Here is a 23,132-nt window from a genome sequence, read left to right on the forward strand (position 1 = left end):
CTGCTCCAGATGTCGGGGGGACGGTGCGGGGTCCGGATGCCGCAGCATCCGGACCCCGCGATCGGTCACGAGTTGAGGGCGACGTCCATCTCGGTGAAGAAGCGAGACACAGCCTCATCGACGGTCAGCGTCCCGAAGTTGAGTTCCACACCCAGCTGACGGAACTCCTCCTCGAGGGCACCGTAGCCGACGATCGGGACGGGAGGCGCGTCGCCGAGACGGTCGGCGATGGACTCCTCGTACGCCTTGACCTGCTCGCTGAGCGGGTCGAGGTCGGCGGCGGCCAGCGCCGTCTCCGACGCGGGGAGACCGCGGTTGGTACCGAAGATCTCCCCCGCCTCAGGCGAGTTAACGAGGAAGTTCACGAGCGTCGCAGCGGCCTCGGGGTGGTCGGTGTTGGCGGCGATCGAGTGCAGCATCGAGGGCTTCAGGTAGAGGTCCTTCGCGCCTTCCTTGGTGACCGGGGGCGCGACCAGGCCGAGCTCGCTGTAGTCCGCGCCGAGGTTGCCGAGGTAGCCGGCGCCGAAGTTGTCCCACGTGAGTTCGCTGGCCGTCAGGGCCGTGTCGAACGGACCGAGCGGCAATGCCTCTTCGACGGTCTGCTGCGGCGCCCCGATGCCGTCGCGGATCGACTGCCCTTCCTCCCAGAACGCCTTCAGGCGCGCCTCGTCGAAGCCGGGCTTGCCGTCCTCGGTGAAGAGGTTGCCGCCCTCGGCGCGCAGCTGGAGCTCGAAGTTCTGGATGCGGCCCGTGTAGTCACTGCCGCCCCAGTACTCGCCGCCGCTGGCGTCGGTGACGGTCTTCATCCAGTCGGTGTAGTCGTCCCACGATCCGCCGGCGAATTCGTCGGCGCCGGCCTTCTCGAGGAGGACCGGGTTGGTGAACAAGCCCCAGGCGTTGGTGGACGTCGCGATGCCGTAGGTCGTGTCGTTGACCTTGCCGACGTCGAGGATGTTCTGCGGCAGCGGGTCGGTTTCGATGACGCCGCCGAGGTACGGGTCGAGATCGAGAAGGAGCCCGTTCTCGGAGTACTGACGCAGGTAGGAGTAATCGAACTGCATGACGTCGGGAAGGTTCTTGCCCGCTGCCTCGGTCTGCCGCTTCTCCCAGAACTCGGGGAAGGCGAGGAAGCTCGTGCTGACGGTGATGTTCGGGTACTTCTCGTTGAACGCCTCGATCGCCTTGTTGTAGAGATCGGCTCGAACGTCGTTACCCCAGAAGGCCAGGTCGAGCGAGACCTTCTCGTCGGGGTCGTACGTGCCGGCAGGCTCCGGCGATCCGGCGCAGCCGGCCAGGGCGATGATCGACCCCGTCGCGAGTGCGACGGCGGCGAGTGCGCGTTTGCTGAACATCTTTGTCCTCTCTCGAACGTCCGTGTTGCGAGTGCTGATGGACGTCATGGTCCGTGATTGCGGATTCCCTCGGTGCCGTGGGCAGTGCCCACAGGAAAGCGCTTGCCACGAGAGTAGCGACAATTGAAACGTTTTTCAAGAGGCGCCTGTTACCGGTCCCAAGGACCATCGTAGGCGCCGGCACCGCCCCGGATCCCGCCGAATCATCGGCGATCAGCGCGAGGATCAGAGGACGATCAGCTCGCCGTCCCGCACCACCAGCTCGACGCGCAGGACGGCGCATCGCCGGTCGTCGGGCGCACCGGGGTGCGTGAAGAAGTAGAACCAGGCGCGCTCCCCGTCGCGCACGGGCGCACCGTGATGGCCGAACCCCGGGCCCGGCACCGTTCCCGCGCCGAGGATGACGGCATCCGGTCCGCCCTGGCGGTGCCACGACACGGCGTCGTCGGAGCGGTACACGCCCATGCCGCGCCATTCGTCGACGATCATCCACCACGAGCCGCCGAGCTCGAACACCGTCGGACCCTCGTGAGGCCGTCCGCCGATCGCGGTGCCCTCCGACGTCCACGTGCTGAGGTCATTCGAGACGGCCGCTTTCGTGACCGACTCTGCTGCCTCGTCTTTGTACCAGAGGCGCCAGCGCCCGTCGGGGGTGCGAGCGACACCCGCGTCGATCACGCGGTCGCTGTCGAGAGCGAGCCCGCCGATCCGATGCCACTCGGACAGGTCCGCCGACCGGTACTCGACGATGTGGCGCGCGTACCCCGGCCACCGGTCGGGGACGCCGTCGATCTCGGTCAGATACATGCGCCAGATCTGCCCGTCGAACACGACCTCCGGCGCCCAGTGGGTGCGATCCGTGCGCGCGGGCGGGCCGGCGGCATCCAGCTGCAGTCCGTCGGAGGTCGGCTCGAGGGTTCCGGCGTACGACCAGTGGATGCCGTCCCTCGACCGCGCGACGCCGACGCGACTCCCGTGCACCCAGGCGACGCCGGGACCGGGGTCGGGATGGGTCGCGCGGCGCTGGGTGTAGAACATCCACCAGTCACTGGGACCGGCGATCACGACGAGCGGATCGGTCGCGCCGTCGTAGACGGGATCGCGGTAGACCTCGATCATGCGAGACCCGCCTGCGTGAGGTGGAGCTGCGCGTAGCGGCCGCCGCGCTCGAGCAGCTCGTCGTGCGAGCCGCGTTCGACGATCTCGCCCTTCTCGAGGACGACGATGACGTCGGCCTGCCTGACGGTCGAGAGGCGGTGGGCGACGACGAGGGTCGTGCGCCCCGTAATGAGGCGACCCAGGGCATCCTTCACGAGCTCCTCCGATTCGGGGTCGAGCGCGCTGGTCGCCTCGTCGAGCAGCAGGATCCGCGGGTCGCGGATGAGTGCGCGAGCGATGGCGAGCCGCTGCCGCTGCCCGCCCGAAAGACGCGCGCCGCGCTCGCCGACGACCGTATCCCACCCCTGTGGCTGATCCTGCACGAAGGCCCACGCGTTCGCGTCGCGGAGGGCCCGCTCGATGCGGGCGTCGTCGACGTCGCCGAGACCGTACGCGACGTTCTCGCGGATGGTCCCTTCGAACAGGACCGATTCCTGCGGCACAACCGAGACGAACCGGCGGACGGCGCGCAGATCGAGGTCCTGCATGTCGTTCCCGTCGAGGAATATGCGCCCGCCGGTGGGGCGGAGGAAGCCGAGGATCAGATTGAGCATCGTGGACTTCCCCGAGCCCGACGATCCGACGAAGGCGACGGTCGCGCCGGCGGGGATGCGCAGATCGATCTCGTGCAGGGCGTCCTCGGCTGCGCCGGCGTACCGGTGCGAGGCGCGATCGAGGAGGAGGCTGCCGTCGACGGCGTCGACCCGCCACTTGCCGGCGTTCTGCTCGAGGTCGGGGTCCGCCAGCACCTCGGCGATGGAGCGCACCGACTCGAGTCCGCGCGCGCCGACCGGGATGAGCATGAGCAACTGCGTGAGCCCCTGAGTGAGCAGGGTGAAGTACGTCGACAGCAGCACCACTTCTCCCGGGGTGATGGGCAGGATGCCGGTGAGCGAGAAGGTCGCCGCGAGCACGAGGCATCCCACTCCGAGGAGCTGCATCGCGACCCACGACACCGAGGCGACGTGACCGTTGAGCATGTCGAGGTGGAGCCCCGCGCGACGGACCCCGTCCGCACCGGTCGCGACGCGGGTGACGGCGGTCTGCTCGAGACCGTGCGCGCGGGTCACGGGGATCAGCGAGGCCATCTCGCCGACGCGGGCCGACAGCGTCTCGACCTCGCGACGGAACGACGCGTTGCGCGCGTGCGACCGTCGCCGCATCGCGTAGCGGATGCCGATGGCGATCGGGACGGCGAGCGCGTAGACCGGCAGGAATGCGGGGACGGCGATCGCCGTCATGGCGATCGCGCCGATCATGACCATGGTCGCGGACAGGAGCGGATGCGTGACCTGCTGCAGCATGAGCTCGACGTTCTCGACGTCGCGGACGACCTTGGTCTGCACGATCGACGAGCTGATGCGCGTGTGATAGCCGATCGACAGACTCTGCAGCCGCTCGGCGAGGGCGTTCCGGAGGTCGGCTCCGGTGTCGCGGACGACCGTCATGAAGCTGCGGGTGTAGAGGATGTGGTTCGGGTAGTTCTGCAGCAGCAGGACCGCCGCGACGATGAACCACCACATGACCTGCGACACGTCGCCGCGACCCGCCACGACATCGATGACCGCGGCAGTGATGACCGGCAGGAACCAGAGCGGGATCTCCTTCGCCGCGAACGCGAGGACGGCCACCGTCATCCGTCCCGGACGACGCGCGAGCAGACGCAGCACCGATCGGGCGGGACGGTCGCCGTCGATGAGGCCATCCAGATGGGAAAGCGTTTTCCGCGTCATGCGTCCCATCGTAGGGGCGAGGGTTCGGGGCCGGAACCCCCTCGCACGGTTGCGCCGCGCCGTGACGCGCGTGTTCCGGGGACGCGGGATGCCGCCTGCCGGGAGCCCGCGCGACCGGACGGGTCCCCGGAGTCCCGGGCCCGGGTGCTCCGGGGGCGCGGGATGCCGCCTGCCCCGGCATCCGGCGACACATCGGGTCTCCTGAGACCGTTGCCGCCCGCCGACGCCCGACGTACCGTGAATCATGGCGATCATGGCACTGCGGCGATTCGCGCCGCTGATCATCGGCGCGACCGGGTCAGCGGTCCTCGTCGTGGCGACCGTGCTCCGCGCGGAGGCGTGGGTGCTGATCGCGGTCCTCGCCGCGACCCTCGCACTCGCGGCGCTCACCGCTGCCCGCCGATCGACGCGAGGCCCGGTCGCGCCGGAACTGTCGGCGTCCGACGCGTACTCCGACGCCTACCTCGGCCGCACGCCGCCCACCCATCCGACGATCGAGACCCGGCCGCAGGTCCAATACGGTCCGGGCTTGCCACACGACCCCCTGCACCTGCCGGAGTCCGGCGACCGCCGCTGACACGTTCCGGGGACGCGGGATGCCTCCGAGCCACTGCATCCACGACACGCTGGGTCCCCGGAAGCCCAGCCTTGGGCGCCACAAAGCGCGGGTCTATCGTGGAACCGCCCGACCTTCCTCGACCCCGGGACCCGATGACCACGCCAGCACCCGCACACGATCCGCACGGCGAACTCCCGGTCGCCAGCGATCTCGCAGCGCCCGGGCGTCCGGTTCACCTCGCCGGGTCGTCGATCCTGCTCGTCCTCGTCGGCGGCACCGCGGGCACGGCTGCCCGCGAAGCGCTCTCGCTCGCAATGCCGGCGGTGGGCGGCATCCCGGTCGCCATCTTCCTGATCAACATCGTCGGCGCCCTCTTCCTCGGTGTGCTGCTCGAGGCGCTGTCCCGTCGCGGGCCCGACGTCGGCCGGCGCCGGTCGTTGCGGCTGCTGCTCGGGACCGGCTTCGCGGGCGGGTTCACGACGTACAGTGCGCTCGCCGTCGACACCGGGCTGATGCTGACGGGCGGCCACGCCGCGGCGGGGGTCGGGTATGCGCTCGCCACGATCGCGGTCGGAGCACTGGCGACGGTGGCGGGCATCGCCCTCGCGGCCGCACGCCACCGTAAGCAGGCCATCCGATGACGCCCCTTCTCTTCGTGGCGCTCTCGCTCGCGGGGGGCGTGGGCGCAGTGCTCCGCCTCATCGTCGACGGTGCGATCAAAACCCGCGCGCGGGGTGCGTTCCCCCTCGGCACGCTCATCATCAATGTGTCGGGCTCGCTCGTCCTGGGCTTCGTGACTCAGCTCGCCCTCAGCGGCAGCCTCGACGACGCGTGGCGCCTCGTGATCGGCACCGGCCTGTGCGGCGGGTTCACGACGTTCAGCACCGCGAGCTTCGAGACGGTCCGCCTCGTGCAGCAGCGCCGATACGCGCTGGCCTCGGTGAACGCGGTCGGGATGCTGGTGGCCGCCGTCGCGGCCGGTCTGTTCGGCATCGTGCTCGGCCGCCTGATCAGCGGATGACGATCGGGCGGCGCATGGGAAAGCGCTTGCTGGCATACTCGAAGGAGCCGACGAAGGAGTCCCCGTGACCGTCCCCCGACGAACCCGCATCGTCCTCGCCGGAGCCCAGGGCTTCGGCACCGTCCACCTCGAGAACCTGCGCCGCCTCGGCGAGCGCGTCGAGCTCGTGGCCGTCGCCGACCCCACCCCCGTCCCGGCCGAGAACCTGCCGGCGGGCACGCAGGCCTTCGCCTCGCTCGCCGACGCGCTTGACGCCGTCGATGACGTCCACGTCGTCATCGTCGCGACCCCGCTGCACACCCATGCGGCGCTCGCGGGACTCGTCGTCTCGCGCGGCATCGACCTCTACCTCGAGAAGCCGCCCGTGCTCTCGTCGGCCGACTTCGCCGTCCTGGCAGATGCCGCCGCGGCGACGGGCGCGCGCGTCCAGGTCGGGTTCCAGAGCCTCGGATCGCTCGCGATCCCCGCCCTCATCGCCGACGAGTTCGGGCTCGGCCCCATCCAAGCGATCGGCGCCGTCGGCCTCTGGTGCCGCGACCTCGCCTACTGGTCGCGCAGCCGCTGGGCGGGCCACCGCACCCTCGACGGGTTCCCCGTGCTCGACGGGGTCGTCGCCAACCCGCTCGCCCACGCGACCGCCACCGCACTCGCCGTCGCGCAGTCGACGGCGGCGTCGGACGTGAACCAGGTCACCGCCGACCTTTACCGCGCCAACGCCATCGAGGGGGACGACACCAGCGTCATCCGCCTGTCGACCGGCCGCGGGATCCGCGTCACCTCCGCGCTGACCCTGTGCGCCGTGCAGGACGAGGACCCGTACGTCCTCATCCGCGGCACCCGCGGATCGGCGAAGTTCTTCTACACGGAGGACATCGTCGAGACCGCGGACCGTCGCGTCGAGTTCGGCCGCGTCGACCTCGTCGAGAACCTGCTCGACCACCGCGACCACGGCACGCCGATGCTCGCTCCGCTGCACGAGACGGGAGCCTTCGTCCGCGTGATGGACGCCGTCGCCGACACCGAGCCCGTCGCGATCGACGCGGCTCATGTGACCTGGAACGACGCCGGCCCGTCGCCGCGGGCTGTCATCACGGGCGCGCGGGACGCCGTGGAGCGGGCGGTGGACGCCGAGGCGACCTTCGCCGAGCTGCACGTGCCGTGGGCAGCGAAGACCGAGCCCGCTGTGCTGGCCGACCTCGCAGCGTCGGGCGAGTCGCGGCATCCGGTCGCCGTCCTCGTCGACGGTGCGGACGTGACCCGCTCGTCGAGCCCGCGCCCCTACCTGCACCCGGTGCGCACCCCGAGCGGCGTGGTCGTGTCGGACACGCACCCCGCCGACCACGACTGGCACCTCGGCATCAGCGTGACGCTGCAGGACGTCTCGGGCGTCAACTTCTGGGGCGGCCGCACCTACACCCCCGGGCGCGACTACGTCTGGCGCGACGACCACGGACGCATCGTCGCCACGCGCGTCGAGGGAGCGGCATCCGCTCTCGAAGCCGAGTTCGCGTGGATCGGCCGCGACGGTGCGCACATGCTGACCGAGCAGCGGCGGATGACGGTGGCCGATGCCGGGCCCCGCGCGAGCGCCATCGACCTGACGTTCTCCCTCGAGACGCGGTCCGGCACGCTGCACCTCGGCGGGCCGGGCAGCAACGGCCGGGTCGGCGGCGGCTACGGCGGACTCGCCTGGCGCCTGCCGGCCGCGACCGACGTCGACGTGCGCACGGCTTCGGCGCGCGGCGAGGACGCCGTGCACGGCACCGTCGCGCCGTGGCTCGCCTGGTCGGCGGGGTTCCCGACCGGCACCGCGACCGTCGCGATGGCGCCGCTCGACGAGGCCTCCGCCGCCGACCCCTGGTTCGTCCGGGTCGCGGGCTACCCCGGGATCGGCGCCGCTTTCGCCTGGGACCGGGCGGTCACCCTGACGCCCGGCATCCCCGTCGCCCGCTCGTACCGCCTGCTCGTCGCCGACGGCCGCCTCTCCGACGCCGAGGTCGTCGCCGCCCTTCGCCTCAGGTGAGCCTCGCGCGCGCGCGGGCGCGGCGCGGGCCCGGGGCGGGGCGGCGTGAGGCGGCAGGGCGTGCGAGGCGCGCCGGGGCGGGCGAGGCGCGCCGGGACGGGCGGGCGCGCGCGAGGCGCGCCGGGGCGAGCGGCGCGAGGCGTGCGAGCGGGCGCGCGGGGGCCACTCCCCCGTGTCCACATCATGTGCTCGCGCCGAGAACACACGTTCTGCACCGTGCACGACGTGTGTTCTCGTCGAGAGGACATGATCTGGACAGCAGGATGCCGCCCACGCCCGAACCCCGCGCACGCCCGAACCCCGCACACGCCCCGAACCCCGCGCACCCCGCGAACCCCGCGCACATCCCAACCCCGCACACGCCCGAACCCCGCACACGCCCGAACCCCGCGCACGCCCCGAACCCCGTGCACGACGAAGGCGGCGACCCCGAGAGGTCGCCGCCTTCGCGTTCGGGCTTACTTGATGCCGGTGGTGGCGATGCCTCGGATGAGGAAGCGCTGACCGAACAGGAAGGCCAGGAACACCGGCACGAGCGACACGACCGACATCGCGAACATCCCACCGAAGTTCGATGCCCCCTGCGCCGACATGAACTGCCGGAGCGCCAGCGGCACCGTGAACAGGTCGGGGTTGTTCAGGTAGATGAGGGCGCCGAAGAAGTCGTTCCACACCCAGACGAAGGTGAAGATCGCCGTCGTCGCGAGGGCCGGGGTCATCATCGGCAGCAGGATCTGCAGGAAGATGCGTGCGTGTCCGGCACCGTCGATGCGGGCGGCCTCGTCGAGGTCGCGAGGGATGCCGCGGATGAACTGCACCATCAGGAAGATGAAGAACGCGTCGGTCGCGAGCGCCTTCGGCAGGATGAGCGGCCAGAACGTGTTCACCATGCCCAGCTGGCTGAACATGATGTACTGCGGCACGATCACGATGTGCACGGGGAGCATGATCGTCACGAGCATGATCGCGAACATCGTGCGCTTGAAGTGGAAGTTCAGCCGGGCGAACGCGTACGCCGCCATCGAGCACGAGATCAGGTTGCCGACGATGGAGCCGGCGACCACGACGATCGAGTTCCACAGGTACGTGCCGAACGAGGGCGAGAGGGCGTTCCAGCCTTCGGTGTAGTTCGACACCTCGAACGACAGCGGCCAGAGGCCCGGCAGGCGGAAGATCTCGTCGTTGGGTCGCAGCGAGCTGACGACCATCCACAGGAGCGGATAGAGCATCAGCGCTGACGTCGCGATGAGGAAGACGTGGCGGGCGACGACGCTCACCTTCGAGCGTCCGCCGAGGCCGGCGTTCTGCCGCCGCCGGATGCGCTGCCGTTCCTGGGCGAAGCGCCGGTCGCGGGTCGTGATCAGTTCAGTCGTCATAGAACACCCACAGCTTGGAGAGAGCGAAGTTCACGGCCGTGAAGCCCGCGATGATGGCGACCAGCAGCCAGGCCATGGCCGAGGCGTAGCCCATGTCGAACGCCGTGAACCCCTTCTGGTAGAGGTACAGCGTGTAGAAGAGGGTCGAGTCCGACGGTCCGCCGGATCCGCCCGAGATGATGAAGGCCTGCGTGAAGGCCTGGAACGCGCCGATCATCGACAGCACGAGGTTGAAGAAGACGATCGGGCTCAGCAGCGGCAGCGTGATCGAGAAGAACTGGCGCGCGGGGCCCGCACCGTCGACGGATGCCGCCTCGTAATACATGACCGGGATCTGCCGGAGGCCCGCGAGGAAGATGACCATCGGGGCGCCGAAGCCCCACACGCTCAGCAGGATGATGGTCGACAGCGCGGTGTCGGGGTTCGAGATCCAGCCCGGCCCTTCGATGCCGAAGACGGCGAGGAACTGGTTGACGATGCCGTCGACGCCGAAGATCTGCTTCCACAAGATGGCGACGGCGACCGACGAGCCCAGCAGCGACGGAAGGTAGAACATCGAGCGGTAGAACGCGAGCCCGCGCAGCCCCTTGTCGAGCAGCAGCGCGACGCCGAGGGCCGCAGCCATCGCGAGCGGGACGCCGACTAGCACGTAGACGAAGGTCACACCGAGGGATGCCCCGAGTCGGGGATCCTGCGACATGCGCACGTAGTTGTCGAGCCCGATCCACTCCGGAGCGTTGAACAAGTCGTACTTCGTGAACGACAGGTAGAGTGACGCGAGGATCGGCAGCACCGTCACGAGGATCAGTCCGAGCAGCCACGGGGCCAGGAAGACGAGGGCCGCCTTCGTGTCCTTCGGTCGCTCGCGCGGGCCGCGTTTGCCGCCGCCTCGGCGAATCTGCGACAGCTCGCTGATCGCGCTCATCCGGGTCCTCCTCGACACTTCCGACGATCGTCTGCGACCGCCGTGACCACGCTCAGAAAGCGCTTTCTGTGACGATACACTATCGAGCGGAGCGCACAAGCGATCCCCGAAGACGAGGAGCCGCGATGGCCGATTCCGCCCGTGACGACGAGCAGCCGCAGCGACTCGGCCCCATCGCCGGATACCCGGACTGGCCCGCCTTCCTCGAGCGCGAGCCGGTGCGGCAGAGCGGTCCTGAGATCCGCCGCGTCCTGGCTTCGGTGCTCGGCGTCCGCCACGCCGCGGCGAGCGGCATCCGGGTCGACCGGGAGTGGCGCACGGACGGCGTGCACGGCCGCGAGCTCTCGTGGCAGCTCCCCTACGGCCCCCGCACCCGCGCCTGGGTGCTGCGCCCCGACGACGACCGTCGCGGCCTCCCCGGGCTGCTCGGCCTGCACTGTCACGGCGGCGTCCGTTCGGTCGGCGCGGAGCAGCTGCTCGAGACGGACCAGGCGCCGCACCCGTCGGCATCCCGTCTGCGCGACAGCGTCTACGGCGGCCTCGCTCCCGCGAACGACCTGGCGCGCGACGGCTTCGTCGTCCTCGCGCACGACACATTCTCGTGGGGCAGCCGGGCCTTCGACCTGTCGCACCCGACTCCGCGCCTGTCTGGACTGATCGCGGCGCGCGAAGCGCTGTGGCGCGAGGAGGGCGTGACCCCGACCGAGGCGGAGCGGTTCGATGTCGTCTCGTCGCTGCACGAGGACTCCCTCGCCAAGGCGGCGGGCATGCTCGGCACCTCGCTCGCGGGCGCCGTGATGACCGAGGACATCGCCGCCCTCGACGTGCTCGCCGGCCTCGATGAGGTGGATGCCGACCGTCTCGGCACGTTCGGACTCTCAGGCGGCGGCGGACGCGCCGTGCTGTTGCGGGCGCTGGACGACCGCGTCCGGGCGACCGTGGTGACGTGCATGATGGCGACGTTCGCCTCGCTCGTGCCGCGCGAGCTCGACACCCACTCGTGGCTGCTCAACAGCCCCGGGATCCGGGCGGCGGGGGACCTGCCCGAGATCGCGGCATCCGCTGCCCCGCGCGAACTGCTGGTGCAGTACGGGACGCAGGACCCGCTGTTCCCGATCGAGGGCATGCGGGACGCGGATCGTGCGCTGGCCGGGACGCCGGGCTACCGCGGGACGTTCTTCGACGACGGTCATGTCTCGAGTCCCAGGATGCAGGACGAGGCGCGGACATTCTTGGCTGCGACGCTCGCGGCGTGACCCAAGCGAGATACAGCGGTCGTTGACAAGGTCGCGGCTCCGGCGCTACCGTCCGTCAGTAAGCGTTTTCTCAGTGGTGAGGGAACGCGCGAGAAAACGTTTGATCCGCGAAGGAGCGGCATGACCTCGATCACCTCCGGCCCGACCCGACTCGAACGCACGGCCGCCGGTCGATCGACACTCCGCTCTGCCCGGATCATCCCTGTCCTGCTGCGCGCCTTCCGCCGCCGCACCGTCTGAGAGGAACCCCATGAAGAACCGACGCCTCCTCGCCTTCGCCGCTGCCGGCGTGGCGCTGGCCGTCACGCTGACCGGTTGCGGCGGTGGATCCGGAGCCGGAAACGGCGACGAGCAGATCACCCTCCGCTTCGCCTGGTGGGGCAGCGACGAACTGAACGCCATCAAGGCCGAGCAGATCAAGCTGTTCGAAAAGGCGAACCCGAACATCAAGGTCGAGGGCGAGCCCAGCGAGTACAACGGCTACTACGACAAGCTCGCCACGCAGGTCGCCGGTGGCGGCGCCCCGGACGCGCTGCAGATCACGTACGACGCCCTGCCGCTCTACAAGAGCAAGAACGCGATCGCCGACATCACGGGCGACATCGATCAGTCGAAGTTCCAGGCGGGTTCGCTCGACGCCGGCATCATCGACGGCAAGCTCTACGCTCTGCCGACCGGTGTCGGCTCGCGCGGCATCATCGTCAACCCCGCTGTGTTCGAGAAGGCGGGCGTAGCGATCCCCGACGACACCTCCTGGACGTGGGACGACTACATCGAGATCGCCAAGGAGATCTCCGACAAGGCCGGTGACGGCACCTACGGCTCGTCCGCCATCTCGAACGACCAGTCGCTCATGGCGTTCGCACGCCAAAACGGCGAGGACCTCTACACCGCGGACGGCAAGTTCGGCGTCAGCGAGGCCACGGCCGAGAAGTTCTTCGAGTTCTCGAAGGATCTGCAGGACTCCGGCGGCTCGCCCGACGCGTCGACCGCTGCTGAGGACGCGTCGGCGTCGCTCGAGCAGAGCCTGATGGGTCAGGGCAAGGTCGGCATGACGTTCGCACCGCTGAACTTCATCGGCATCTACGCGGGCGCCGCGGGCCAGGAGCTGAAGATCCTGAACGTCCCCGGTGACAGTGCCGGCAAGGTGGGTCTCGTCATCCAACCGACCGTGCAGTACGCGGTGTACTCGAAGTCGAAGTACCCGAAGGAGGCGGCCAAGCTGATCGACTTCCTGCTGAACAGCGAGCAGGCCGGTCCGCTCAACAAGCTGACCCTCGGCATCCCCGCCGACCCGACCGTGCTCGAAGCCATCACGCCCGATCTGACCGACTCCGAGAATGAGCAGGTGGCCTTCATCGACCGCCTGTCGAAGGCCGGTGGCACGCCGCAGAACCCGATCGCGCTGCCGACCTCGCAGCTCGGCCCGATCATCACGAAGCTGCTCGACGACGTCACGTTCGACAAGACGACCCCCGCGGATGCCGCGAAGGAGCTCGTCTCGCAGGTCGAGACGGCACTCGCCGCGAGCTGATCGACGGATGCGGCGGTCGGGATGTCCCGGCCGCCGCATCGCCATGTGCGGGATGAAAGAGGGATGCCGATGACCTACCACCTGGCAGGAGACTCGACCGTCGCGCCGATGAAGGCGGGTGAGGAGCCCATGGCCGGCTGGGGCGAATGCCTCGACGAGTTCGTCTCGGAGGAGGTGCGCAATCACGCGTTCGGTGGGGCGACGACAGAGTCGTTCCTCGCGAGCGGGGCGTGGGATGCGCTGCTGACCGATGTCGTCCCTGGCGACACCGTCGTCATCCAATTCGGGCACAACGACCAGAAGCAGCCGGAGTCGCTCGCCTCGCGCGGCGGCTACACCGATCGGCTGCATCGGATGGTCTCCGAGGTCCGCGCTCGCGGGGCCCGACCGGTACTCTGCACGTCGTGCGAGCGGCGCTGGTTCGACGGGGATCGCGTGACGCCGACGCACGGCGACTATCCGAACGCGGTCCGCGACCTCGCTGCCGCCGACGGCGTCGACCTCATCGACCTCACGGCGTTCACGACCTGGCTCTACGAGGACCTCGGGGATGAGGCATCCGCTCGTCTGCTCTCGCACTACGCGCCGGGCGAGACCGCGGCCTGGCCGGACGGTCTGATCGACGACACGCACTTCCGCGTCGACGGGGCACGACGCATCGCACGGTTCGTAGCGCAATGCCTGCGTGCGATCGAGCGACGCGACGGGGATGAACCCGCGAAGGGGTCGACCTTCACGGCGTGACCAGCATGGCCCTATGGTGACAGCATCATCCACATCCCGGAGGAAACCCTGATGCGCACCATGGTCGGCACCGCCCTGATCCTCGTGGGCCTCGCGCTCGTCGTACTCGCGCAGGTGAACCTCTCCGCCCAGATGGACCGCGTCGACCGCGAGGGCACCGCGGGCAACCTCTTCGCGCTCGACGTCTTCTGGCTCGGCCTCGCCGGCGTCGTCGCTGTCGTCTTCGGCGTCGCAGCGCTCATGGCGCGCGGGCGCGCAGCTGCCTCGACGGCCTGACGTCGTCGGCGCCGGATTCGGAGATGTGTCTCGGATTCGGATGGCCGGGCCGGTTCTGATCCGAGCTCGACGCACGTGTCCGAATCCGCGGCGCGACGCCCACTCCGCGCGCCCGCGCCGCGCACGGCACTTCGCGCCCCGAACGCAGCCTCAGCCGAACGCGCGCGCCACCGGCCGCCGCACCCCGGCGAACTCCACCGTCGGCCACGCCGGATCCACCGTCAGCACCTCGATGCCCGACTCCGTGACGAGCACGGTGTCCTCGACCTTCGCGCCGGGCGCGCTCGGGTTCCATGCGAACGCGTGGTTCGACACGACGGCATCCGTCGTCAGGGTCGTCGCGCGGGGGTCGCGTCCGGCGTACCCGGTCGGTCCGCCCTGGTGGTGCTTCGTCCACTCGTCCGCATCGAACCCGGATGCCGCGTATCCGGCGGTCCCGGCCGCGAAAACGTCGTTCAACCGGGCACCTGGACGGGTCGCGGCGAAGAACGCCGCCTCGACCTCGAGGATGCGCGCATCGTCGACCCCCGCCTCGCCGACCCAGCGGGTCGCGTTCGCGATGAGCCCGTGACGCCGGCCGCACACGACGAGCATGGCGCGGCGCCCGAGCACGCCGACGGTGGGGAGCGGATGCCGGTGGGGCAGCCGCTCCTCCCCCGCGACGAGGATCACGAGCGGGTCGATTCCCCGCGCGGCGAGTCCTGACGCGAGCTCGGCGGCGGCGGCGCGTTCCGTCGACGACGCACTCAGCCCGGTGGCGACCGCCGTCAGCACCTCCGCCGTCTCTCGCCCCAGATCCCGGTAACGATCGGCCTCCGCGGGCAGGAGCGACGCCCGCGCCGCGCGCAACGCCGGAGCGACCTCGGCCTCCGTCATCCCCGACCCGGCCGCTTCGAGCACGGGCTGGTGCCACGGCACACGGACCACTCGGTCGGCATCTTCCGGCAGCAGTTCCTCCGCGATGAGACGGTCCGCCTCGTTCGCGCTCACGAACAGGGTGTCACCGTCGTCGTCGATGCGCACGGCGAGGACCGGCGGGCCGGCGAGGGACACGTGCGTGCGGGCGCCCTCGAGGTACCAGGCGAGCGCTTCGTGCGACGAGACCACGAGCGGGCGACCACCGGCATCCCGCCGCACACCAGCCATCCGCTCACGTTTCGCGGCGCGGTCAGCAGCAGATCCGGACATCGTCGTCTCCCGTCATAAAACGTTTCCTCGCATAGTATGGCCAGACTGGCGCACGCACGGCGCACGCCGGAAGGCGCGAAGGGGAGCCGATGGCAGGGCAGAAGCAGACCACGATCACCGACGTGGCCAAGCACGCCGGCGTCTCGCTGGCAACCGTCTCCCGCGTGATGAACGGCAATGCGACCGTCGATCCGGCTCTCGCCGAACGGGTCCGCGCCTCAGCCGCAGAGCTCGGCTACTCCGCGAACCCGCTCGCCCGCAGCCTCGTCCTCGGCAAGACCCAGACGATCTCGGTCGTCGTCCCCGACCTCTCGAACCCGACGTTCCAGGGCATGCTCCGCGGCCTCAGTCGCGCCGCCGTTGCCGACGGCTACCACGTGCTCGTCGCCGACTCCGATGAGCACGAGGACCAGGAGCGCCTGCTCGCCCTCGAGTCCCGCCGCCGCTCCGACGGCCTCGTGCTCTGCGCTCCCCGCATGTCGGATGCCGCCCTCGCCGAGGTCCTCGCCGAGGTGGCGCCCGTCGTGCTCGTCAACCGCGCCGGCGACGCCCCCAGTGTCGCGGCCGACTACCGCACCCCGCTCCGCGAGGTCATCGACCACCTCTACGGTCTCGGCCACCGCCGCATCGCCTACCTCGCCGGCGCCAAGCGCAGCGCGTCGAACGCGCAGCGCCTCGCCGCGCTCGACGACGCGCGGGCCACCCTCGACGGCTGCGAGATCGTCGAAATCCCGGCGGGCGTCGACTTCGCGGCCGGCGCAGGCTCTCTGGACGCCGTGCTCGACTCGGGCGCGACCGCCGTCCTGGCCTTCAACGACCTGTCCGCGATGGGCCTGCTCAGCGCCGCGACCGAGCGCGGCCTGTCGGTGCCGGGCGACCTCTCGATCGCGGGCTTCGACGACATCCCGTTCGCGCGCTACACCTCCCCCGCGCTGACGACCGCCGCCGTGCCGACAGCTGAGCTCGGCGCCCTCGCGTGGCGAGCACTCCGCGCCCTGCTGCAGGGCGAGTCGCCCGACGCGACGCACACCGTCGTCCCTGAGGTCATCCTCCGCGGAACGACTGCCGCGCCTGCTCGCTGAACTGGGCGCCTGAAACGATCCACAGGGCGCCGAGAACATTCCTCGCAGTCCTGTCGATATCCGTGCTACCGTCTGAGAAAACGTTTCCTGAGCCTATTTCCCGGCTCGGAGGAGTCCGGCACGAAGGAGAGCCATGACCACCCGGTACGCCCTCGTCGGCGCAGGCCACCGCGCACAGATGTACGTGGACGCCATCGCCGACGACTACCGCGACCGCGCCGACCTCGTCGCGATCTGCGAGCCGAATCCGACCCGCGCGCAGTTCTACGTTGACCGCCTCGCCGGCCACGGCCTCGCCGCTCCGAGCACCTGGCAGCCCGACCAGCTCGAGGAGATGATCCGCGCCGAGCGCATCGAGCGGGTCATCGTGACGGCGCGCGACGACCTGCACGCCGAGCTGATCGTCCGATCGATGGATGCCGGGGCCGACGTCGTCGTCGAGAAGCCCCTCACCATCGACGCGGCCAGCGCCGCCGCGATCGAGGCGGCCGCTGAGCGCACCGGACGGTCCGTCGTCCTGACGTTCAACTACCGCTACGCGCCGCGCAACACCGCCCTTCGCCAGGTCATCGCCGAGGGACGCATCGGTCGCGTCACCTCCATCGATTTCTCCTGGATGCTCGACACCCAGCACGGCGCGGACTACTTCCGCCGCTGGCACCGCGAGAAGGAGCACTCCGGCGGCCTTCTCGTCCACAAGTCCAGCCACCACTTCGACCTCGTCAACTGGTGGATCGGGCAGCGCCCGCGCCGTGTCTTCGCCTCGGGGGCCCTGCGCTTCTACGGCGCCGAGAACGCCGCCGCCCGCGGCCTCGGCGACCGCCCCGACCGCGGCACGCACGACGGCGAGCGCGATCCGTTCGAGCTCGACCTGCGCGGCGACGAGCGCCTGCGCGCTCTGTACCTCGACGCCGAGCAGCACGACGGCTACGTCCGCGACCGAGACGTGTTCGGCCCGGGCATCACGATCGAGGACAACCTCGCCCTCGTCGTCGACTACTCGGAGGGGGCGACCCTGTCGTACTCCCTGAACGCGCACGCCCCCTGGGAGGGGTACCGCGTCGCGATCAACGGCACCGAGGGCCGCGCCGAGCTCGAGGTCGTCGAGCGGGGCGCCGTCCTCGTCGGCGACGGACTCCACCCGGTCGTCGACCCCAGTGCAGTGCAGGATGCCGAGACGTCGAGCCTCCGCCCCATGGGCGAGCGCCTGCTCGTGCAGCGGCACTGGGAGGAAGCCGTCGAGGTCCCGATCGTCTCGGGCGAATCCGCCCACGGCGGCGGCGACGCCCTGCTCCTGGCCGACGTCTTCGCCGGCCCCGTGGACGACCCGCTGGGGCGCCCAGCCGACTGGACCGACGGCGTCCGTTCGATCGCCGTCGGCATCGCCGGCAACCGCTCGCTCGAGACGGGCCTGCCCGTGCAGGTCGCCGACCTCGGCGTCGCGATCCTCCGCGATCCTGCAGCCGGACACACCTCATGAGCCGCGTCGTCGTCACCGGCGGCTCCGGCAGGCTCGGCCGCAATCTCGTCGCCGGCCTCGCGGCCCGCGGGCACGAGGTCGTCTCGCTCGACCGCGCCCCCTCCGACGACCTGGACATCGACGGGGTCGAGCAGATCTCGATCGACCTGCTCGACGCTGAGGCGACCCGGAGTGTGCTCTCCCGAGCGAAGGCCGACTCGCTCGTCCACCTCGCCGCGATCGCCGTGCCGTTCAGCGCCCCCGAGGACATCATCATGCGCACGAACACGGGACTCGCGGTCTCCGTCCTCGGCGGAGCGGTGGATGCCGGCATCGGACGCATCGTCGCGGCATCCAGCCCCACCGTGCTCGGTTACGGCAACCCGTCGGGCTGGCTGCCCGACTCCCTGCCGCTCGACGAGGAGACCCCGGCGCGGCCGTGGAACGCCTATGCACTGTCGAAGCTCATGATCGAGCAGACCGTGTCGATGCTGCACCGCCGCACCGGCGACGACGTCCGCTACGCGACGTTCCGCCCCTGCTACGTCATCGCGCCCGAGGAGTGGGCGGGCGCCCCGACCCAGCAGGGCCACACGGTCGCCGAGCGCATCGCCGATCCGGCGCTGTCGGCTCCAGCGCTGTTCAACTACGTCGACGCCCGAGACGTCGCGTCGTTCACCGACCTGCTGCTGGCGGCGCTCCCCGACATCCCGAACGCCGAGGTGTTCTTCGTCGGCGCCGACGACGCGCTGGCCGATGCTCCCCTGGCTGAGCTCCTGCCCCGTTTCGTCCCCGGAACCGACGACCTCGCTCGCGCACTCACCGGAACCTCCCCCGCGTTCTCGAACGCGAAGGCCGCGCGCGTCCTCGGCTGGCGACCGCAACACTCTTGGCGCGGCGAGCTCGCCGCAGCGTCGTCCACCCTCGATCGAAAGGACGTGCCGGTATGAACTTCGACGGCATCCTCTTCTTCCCCGTCACCCCCTTCGACTCGGATGACCGCGTCGAGACCGACCTCCTCACGCAGCACGTGAGCGCAGGGGTGGATGCCGGTGCCGGCGGCGTCTTCCCCGCGTGCGGCACGGGCGAGTTCCACGCCCTGTCCGCCGGCGAGTCGGCGCTCGTGGTCCGCACCGCGGTCACCGCGGTCGCCGGTCGCGTCCCCGTCATCGCCGGAGCCGGCGGCCCTCTGGGCCACGCGATCGAGGTCGCGCGCTCCGCCGCCGACGCCGGCGCCGACGGGCTGCTCGTCCTGCCGCCGTACCTCGTGGGCGCCCCGCAGCGCGGGCTCATCGCCTACGTCGAGGCGATCGCCGCGGCATCCGATCTGCCCGTCATCGTCTACCACCGCGGGTCGGCGGCGTTCACGGCCGAGTCGATCCGCACGCTCGCCGCGAACCCGAAGGTCGTCGGTTTCAAGGACGGCGTCGGCGACATCGGCGCGACCCAGCTGATCGTCCGCGCCGTCGCGGATGCCGGGCGTGAGGATTTCGCGTTCTTCAACGGCCTGCTCACCGCGGAGCTGACGCAGGGTGCGTACCGCGGGATCGGCGTGCCGCTCTACTCGTCGGCCGCCTTCGCGATGATCCCCGAGGTCGCGAACGCCTACTACCGCGCGTACGTCGACGGTGACGAGGCGCGTCGGATGGCGATCCTCGACGGCTTCTACGCCCCGCTCGTCGCGCTCCGCGACGAGACCCCCGGCTTCGGCGTCTCGCTCATCAAGGCGGGACTGCGTCTCGAGGGGCTGCCCGTCGGTTCGGTCCGCGCTCCGCTGGTCGACCCGACCCCGGCGCAGGAGGCCCGACTGGCCGAGATCCTCGCGGCGGGCCGCGCACTGCTGTGACCACGATCGCCTCCTTCGACGCCCGGCTGATCAGGGTGCCGCTGACGCGCCCGTGGGCGGCGGACGTCACCTCGGTCGGCGTCATCGCGACCCACGTGGTGCGCTCGGACGGCGCCGAGGGGTGGGGCTTCTCGTGGACCCCGCAGATCGGCGCTGAGGCGGTGCTCGCACTCCTGCAGCACGACATCCCTGCCTTCGCCGTCGGCCGCTCGGCCGAGCCGGCGGAGGTGTGGCTCGAGCTGTGGCGACACCTGCACGAGGCGGGTGGCGGCGGTCTCACGACGATCGCGATCGCGGGGCTCGACCTCGCGCTGTGGGATGCCGCGGCGCGCGCCGCCGGCACCTCGGTGTCGACGTCGATCGGTCGGCGCCGTGAGTCGGTGCGCTCCTACGGGAGCGGCATCAACCTGCACTACGAACTCGACGATCTGCTTGCGCAGGCGCAGCGCTGGGTGGATGCCGGTTTCGACGCCGTGAAGATGAAGGTCGGCAGCCCCGACCTCGCCCGCGACGTCGACCGCGTCGCCGCGGTGCGTGACGTCATCGGGCCCGACCGGGCGCTCATGATCGATGCGAATCAGCGGTGGGACCTCACCCGGGCGACGACCGCCGTCGAGGCACTCGCGGCATCCGGTATCGCCTGGATCGAGGAGCCGCTCCGCGCCGACGACCTCGCCGGCCACATCGAACTCGCTCGTCGCCTTCGATCCGGGTCGGCCGTGCCGATCGCCCTCGGCGAGAACGTGCACACCCGCTACCGCTTCGACGACTTCGTCCGCTCGGGCGCTGCGCAGGTCGTGCAGCCGAACATCGTCCGCGTCGGCGGGATCACCCCGTTCCTCGAGATCGCGAGCGACGCGCACGCCGCCGGCGTCGACCTGCATCCCCACCTGCTGCCCGAGCTCTCGGGCCAGCTCGCAATGACCCTGCCGCAGGAGGTCCTCGTCGAGGACATCGAGGATGCCGCGTTCGGCGCCCTCGGTGCGCTCGACGCCCCCTCCCCCGTCACCATCACCGACGGAACGCTGACCGAGGTGCCCCACGAGGGTCTCGGCCTGCGCTTCACCGACCCGGAAGGACTCCGATGACCACGTCACCCGAAGAACTCGCCCGCCTCACCGACGCCGCCGCGGCCGCCGCGCCGATCTGGCGCACGTCGTCCGCCGACGATCGCGCGCGCTGGCTGACGGCCGTCGCCGACGCCCTCGACGCGCACGCCGACGAACTCGTCGCGATCGCCGACCGCGAGACCCGTCTTGGGGCCGTCCGCCTTCGCGGCGAGGTCGGCCGCACGACGGGGCAGCTGCGCCTGTTCGCCTCGGTCGTCCGCGAGGGCTCTTACCTCGAGCTGACCGTCGACGACGCGGATGCCGCGGCCACTCCGCCCCGGCCGGAGCTGCGTCGCCTGCTCGTCGGCGTCGGCCCGGTCGCCGTGTTCTCGGCATCCAACTTCCCGTTCGCGTTCTCGGTCTGCGGTGGCGACACCGCCTCGGCGTGGGCGGCGGGCAACCCGGTCATCGTGAAGGCGCACTCGGGGCACCCCGAACTGTCGGAGCGCACCGCCGCGATCGCGATCGACGCGCTGACGGCCGCGGGCGCTCCCGCCGGGTCGCTCGCTCTCATCGAGGGCCGCGAGGCGGGCAACGCGCTCGTGCAGCACCCCGTCATCCAGGCCGCCGGGTTCACAGGCTCGCTCTCGGGCGGACGTGCACTGTTCGACCTCGCGAGCGGGCGCCCCGACCCGATCCCGTTCTACGGCGAACTCGGCAGCGTGAACCCCGTCGTCGTCACGACGGGCGCCGCAGCGGCTCGCGGCGCGGTGCTCGCGACTGGACTCGTCGGCTCGTTCACGCTCGGCGCGGGGCAGTTCTGCACGAAGCCCGGTGTCGTGTTCATCCCGCGGGATGCCGGTATCGAGCAGCTCGTGGCGGACGCCGTCGCCGGTGCTGCCGGTGGACCGCTGCTCACCGAGCGCATCACGACGGCCTTCCCCGACGGCATCCGCGAGCTCGAGGCCGACCCGTCGGTCGAGGTGCTCGCCCAGGGCGCCGAGACGCCCGACGGTGCCCGCCCCGTGGTGTTGACGACGGATGCCGCGGCGGTCGCCGACCGTCCCGAGACGCTCATCGCAGAGGTCTTCGGGCCGGTCACCCTGCTCGTCCGCTACAGCGACGAGCACGAGCTCGTCCGCGCGCTGCGCGCCGTGCCGGGAAGCCTCACCGCGACCCTGCACAGCGAGGCAGGCGAGGACGTCGCCGAGGTGCTCGAGCTGCTGCAGCTGCGCGCCGGACGCGTGCTGTTCGCGGGCTGGCCGACCGGCGTCGCGGTGACCTGGTCGCAGCAGCACGGCGGACCGTGGCCCGCGACGACGTCGCTCCACACCTCGGTCGGCGCCACGGCGATCCGCCGGTTCCTGCGGCCGGTCGTCTTCCAGGATGCGCCCGACGCGCTGTTGCCCGAGGCGCTCCGTGACGCGTCGCTGGCGCGGCTGCCGCACCGCCGCAACGGCGTGCTGCAGGTGCCGTCCGCATGAGCGCGGCGTTCGACCTCGTCCGCGGGCACGTCGATGCGGGCCGGCTGCCGTCGGCCGTGCTCGGTGTGGCCACGGCCGAGGGGACGGTTGCGCTCGAGGGCTTCGGGGCCGCGGCATCCGATCGGTACCCGCTCTTCTCGATCACGAAGCCCCTGCTGGGGATCGCCGCGGCGCGGGCGATCGAGCGCGGGCTGCTGACGACCGAGACGCCGCTTCGGGATGCTGTGCCGGAGTTCGGCGCGGGGCGCGACGACATGGTGCTGCTGCGTCACCTCGCCTCGCACACCGCCGGCATCGCCGAGCCGCCGCTCGACCCCGTGACGCCGCTGCGTGAGGAGCTCGTCACCCGCGGTCGGGACTTCGCCGCGGGCAGCGCCTCGCGCTACTCGTCGCTCGCGTTCGAGGGCATCGCGGCGCTCGTCGAGCACACGACTGGTCGCGAGTGGGCGGATGCCGTGGGTCAGTGGGCCGGCGAGATCGGCGCCGACGGCCTCAGCCTCGACCACGCGGGCTCGGTCGAGGTCGTCGACGCTGCGGCGTCGGGCGTCGACATGGCCCGGTTCGCCGCGGTGCGGCATCCGGGCGCCGGACTCGTCGGCCGTGCCGAGGACCTGCTGCGGCTGGGGTCGGAGTTGCTGCGCATCGAGGGCGGGGCGACCGGCGGCATCCTGCAGCCGGCAACGCTGGCGATGATGCGACGGCCGCTGACCGGCGACATCCCGCGGCTCGAGCCGTACACCGCGGAGCGCGGGCAGGACTGGGGGTTCACGTGGAACCTCCGCTCGCGCGCGCCCGGCCTCATCGACCAGGACGTCTACGGCCACGGCGGCTGGGCCGGCACCGAGTTCTGGGTGCACCCGACCGCCGGCGTCGCCTGGGTGCTGCTCACGAACGCCGTCTCGCGCCCCGGCGTCGACCTCGACGCGATCGACAACGCGGTCGTGTCCGGGCGCTGAGGGTGTGCGCGTGGGCGCGGCGTCCTTCGCGTCCAGATCATGTTCTCTCGCCGAGATCACGTGTCGTGGACGTTCGTCGCGTGTGCCTTCGGCGAGAGGACATGATCCGGA

General features: G+C 70.9%; 21 protein-coding genes. 15 read left to right on the forward strand and 6 right to left on the reverse strand.

Annotated features, from left to right (window positions below; genetic code table 11):
* Positions 1–65: 65 nt before the first annotated feature.
* The 3 genes from BBA86_RS07930 to BBA86_RS07940 form a co-directional block, all read right to left on the reverse strand.
* On the reverse strand, positions 66–1,352 hold the full coding sequence (locus BBA86_RS07930) for an ABC transporter substrate-binding protein (RefSeq protein ID WP_065571068.1): 1,287 nt from the start codon (positions 1,350–1,352) through the stop codon (positions 66–68).
* 225 nt (positions 1,353–1,577) lie between these two features.
* Positions 1,578–2,471: a family 43 glycosylhydrolase gene (locus BBA86_RS07935; RefSeq protein ID WP_065571069.1), complete on the reverse strand. Its 894-nt coding sequence runs from the start codon at positions 2,469–2,471 to the stop codon at positions 1,578–1,580.
* Complete coding sequence (locus BBA86_RS07940) at positions 2,468–4,243, reverse strand: ABC transporter ATP-binding protein (RefSeq protein WP_065571070.1); 1,776 nt, start codon at positions 4,241–4,243, stop codon at positions 2,468–2,470. The genes BBA86_RS07935 and BBA86_RS07940 overlap by 4 nt, the downstream gene beginning before the upstream one ends.
* A 244-nt stretch (positions 4,244–4,487) precedes the next feature.
* Here BBA86_RS07940 and BBA86_RS07945 point away from each other — a divergent pair, with 244 nt between their 5' ends.
* From BBA86_RS07945 to BBA86_RS07960, 4 genes are all read left to right on the forward strand, one after another.
* On the forward strand, positions 4,488–4,820 hold the full coding sequence (locus BBA86_RS07945; protein WP_065571071.1) for a hypothetical protein: 333 nt from the start codon (positions 4,488–4,490) through the stop codon (positions 4,818–4,820).
* 134 nt (positions 4,821–4,954) lie between these two features.
* Positions 4,955–5,443 carry a fluoride efflux transporter FluC gene (locus BBA86_RS07950; RefSeq protein WP_223247051.1) on the forward strand — a complete coding sequence of 163 codons (489 nt, stop codon included), beginning with the start codon at positions 4,955–4,957 and terminating at the stop codon, positions 5,441–5,443.
* Positions 5,440–5,823, forward strand: coding sequence for a fluoride efflux transporter CrcB (gene crcB / locus BBA86_RS07955; RefSeq protein ID WP_065571072.1), 384 nt, complete (start codon positions 5,440–5,442; stop codon positions 5,821–5,823). Before BBA86_RS07950 ends, crcB begins: the two co-directional genes overlap by 4 nt.
* Positions 5,824–5,887: 64 nt before the next feature.
* The gene (locus BBA86_RS07960; RefSeq protein ID WP_065571073.1) at positions 5,888–7,846 is read left to right on the forward strand and encodes a DUF6807 family protein; all 1,959 of its coding nucleotides are present in this window, start codon (positions 5,888–5,890) and stop codon (positions 7,844–7,846) included.
* Positions 7,847–8,304: 458 nt separating this feature from the next.
* On the opposite strand, the gene BBA86_RS07965 is transcribed toward BBA86_RS07960, so the two are convergent.
* Both BBA86_RS07965 and BBA86_RS07970 read right to left on the reverse strand, forming a co-directional pair.
* Positions 8,305–9,222 carry a carbohydrate ABC transporter permease gene (locus BBA86_RS07965; protein ID WP_065571074.1) on the reverse strand — a complete coding sequence of 306 codons (918 nt, stop codon included), beginning with the start codon at positions 9,220–9,222 and terminating at the stop codon, positions 8,305–8,307.
* Positions 9,212–10,147 carry a carbohydrate ABC transporter permease gene (locus tag BBA86_RS07970; protein ID WP_065571075.1) on the reverse strand — a complete coding sequence of 312 codons (936 nt, stop codon included), beginning with the start codon at positions 10,145–10,147 and terminating at the stop codon, positions 9,212–9,214. Before BBA86_RS07970 ends, BBA86_RS07965 begins: the two co-directional genes overlap by 11 nt.
* Before the next feature lie 125 nt (positions 10,148–10,272).
* Between BBA86_RS07970 and BBA86_RS07975 the strand changes: the two genes are divergently transcribed.
* From BBA86_RS07975 to BBA86_RS07990, 4 genes are all read left to right on the forward strand, one after another.
* Complete coding sequence (locus tag BBA86_RS07975; protein WP_065571076.1) at positions 10,273–11,403, forward strand: acetylxylan esterase; 1,131 nt, start codon at positions 10,273–10,275, stop codon at positions 11,401–11,403.
* A 250-nt stretch (positions 11,404–11,653) separates the two neighbouring features.
* Positions 11,654–12,937 carry an ABC transporter substrate-binding protein gene (locus BBA86_RS07980; RefSeq protein WP_065571077.1) on the forward strand — a complete coding sequence of 428 codons (1,284 nt, stop codon included), beginning with the start codon at positions 11,654–11,656 and terminating at the stop codon, positions 12,935–12,937.
* 69 nt (positions 12,938–13,006) lie between these two features.
* On the forward strand, positions 13,007–13,681 hold the full coding sequence (locus tag BBA86_RS07985; RefSeq protein ID WP_065572223.1) for a rhamnogalacturonan acetylesterase: 675 nt from the start codon (positions 13,007–13,009) through the stop codon (positions 13,679–13,681).
* Between the two features lie 51 nt (positions 13,682–13,732).
* Positions 13,733–13,957, forward strand: coding sequence for a hypothetical protein (locus BBA86_RS07990; RefSeq protein WP_065571078.1), 225 nt, complete (start codon positions 13,733–13,735; stop codon positions 13,955–13,957).
* Positions 13,958–14,107: 150 nt separating this feature from the next.
* Here the strand turns inward: BBA86_RS07990 and BBA86_RS07995 are convergent, their stop codons facing one another.
* A complete protein-coding gene (locus BBA86_RS07995) occupies positions 14,108–15,064 on the reverse strand; it encodes a M24 family metallopeptidase (RefSeq protein WP_065572224.1) in 957 nt (318 codons plus the stop codon).
* Positions 15,065–15,234: 170 nt separating this feature from the next.
* Between BBA86_RS07995 and BBA86_RS08000 the strand changes: the two genes are divergently transcribed.
* The 7 genes from BBA86_RS08000 to BBA86_RS08030 all read left to right on the forward strand — a co-directional run bounded on the left by BBA86_RS08000 (position 15,235) and on the right by BBA86_RS08030 (position 23,021).
* A complete protein-coding gene (locus BBA86_RS08000; RefSeq protein ID WP_065571079.1) occupies positions 15,235–16,227 on the forward strand; it encodes a LacI family DNA-binding transcriptional regulator in 993 nt (330 codons plus the stop codon).
* 133 nt (positions 16,228–16,360) lie between these two features.
* A complete protein-coding gene (locus BBA86_RS08005; RefSeq protein ID WP_065571080.1) occupies positions 16,361–17,707 on the forward strand; it encodes a Gfo/Idh/MocA family protein in 1,347 nt (448 codons plus the stop codon).
* Positions 17,704–18,636: an NAD-dependent epimerase/dehydratase family protein gene (locus BBA86_RS08010; protein WP_065571081.1), complete on the forward strand. Its 933-nt coding sequence runs from the start codon at positions 17,704–17,706 to the stop codon at positions 18,634–18,636. Before BBA86_RS08005 ends, BBA86_RS08010 begins: the two co-directional genes overlap by 4 nt.
* Entirely contained in the window at positions 18,633–19,532 is a 900-nt protein-coding gene (locus BBA86_RS08015; protein ID WP_065571082.1) for a 5-dehydro-4-deoxyglucarate dehydratase, read from the forward strand. The genes BBA86_RS08010 and BBA86_RS08015 overlap by 4 nt, the downstream gene beginning before the upstream one ends.
* Positions 19,529–20,620, forward strand: coding sequence for a mandelate racemase/muconate lactonizing enzyme family protein (locus tag BBA86_RS08020; RefSeq protein ID WP_065571083.1), 1,092 nt, complete (start codon positions 19,529–19,531; stop codon positions 20,618–20,620). The genes BBA86_RS08015 and BBA86_RS08020 overlap by 4 nt, the downstream gene beginning before the upstream one ends.
* Positions 20,617–22,065: an aldehyde dehydrogenase (NADP(+)) gene (locus BBA86_RS08025; protein WP_065571084.1), complete on the forward strand. Its 1,449-nt coding sequence runs from the start codon at positions 20,617–20,619 to the stop codon at positions 22,063–22,065. The genes BBA86_RS08020 and BBA86_RS08025 overlap by 4 nt, the downstream gene beginning before the upstream one ends.
* Complete coding sequence (locus tag BBA86_RS08030; RefSeq protein WP_065571085.1) at positions 22,062–23,021, forward strand: serine hydrolase domain-containing protein; 960 nt, start codon at positions 22,062–22,064, stop codon at positions 23,019–23,021. Before BBA86_RS08025 ends, BBA86_RS08030 begins: the two co-directional genes overlap by 4 nt.
* The last annotated feature ends 111 nt before the right edge of the window (positions 23,022–23,132 follow it).

The organism is Microbacterium oleivorans, from assembly GCF_001691565.1.
GTDB classification, from domain to species: domain Bacteria; phylum Actinomycetota; class Actinomycetes; order Actinomycetales; family Microbacteriaceae; genus Microbacterium; species Microbacterium oleivorans_B.